1 protein-coding gene is annotated in these 239 nt (G+C 46.0%); it reads right to left on the bottom strand.

Annotated features, from left to right (window positions below):
• Positions 1 to 239 (bottom strand): endonuclease III domain-containing protein (locus AC6UDB_RS07250; protein ID WP_500709592.1); only part of this gene is annotated, 239 nt, incomplete at both ends.

Here is a 239-nt window from a genome sequence, read left to right as displayed (position 1 = left end):
CTACATGGGTATCCACCGCAATCGCCGGCACATCAAAAGCAACGGAAACGACTACATTCGCCGTCTTTCTGCCAACGCCAGGCAATTTAACAAGCTCATCACGATCTCTGGGAACTTCCTTACCGTATTCTTCGATCAGCATGCGCGACAACTTTTGTATGTTCTTAGCCTTGTTACGAAACAAACCGATTGAGCGAATGTCATTTTCCAACTCTTCTATCGGAACGCTTATGTAATCC

Source organism: Fructilactobacillus sp. X3R2C1 (genome assembly GCF_059901235.1).
Note: the sequence above shows the minus strand (reverse complement) of the source record. Positions and strands in the feature narration are given on the sequence as shown.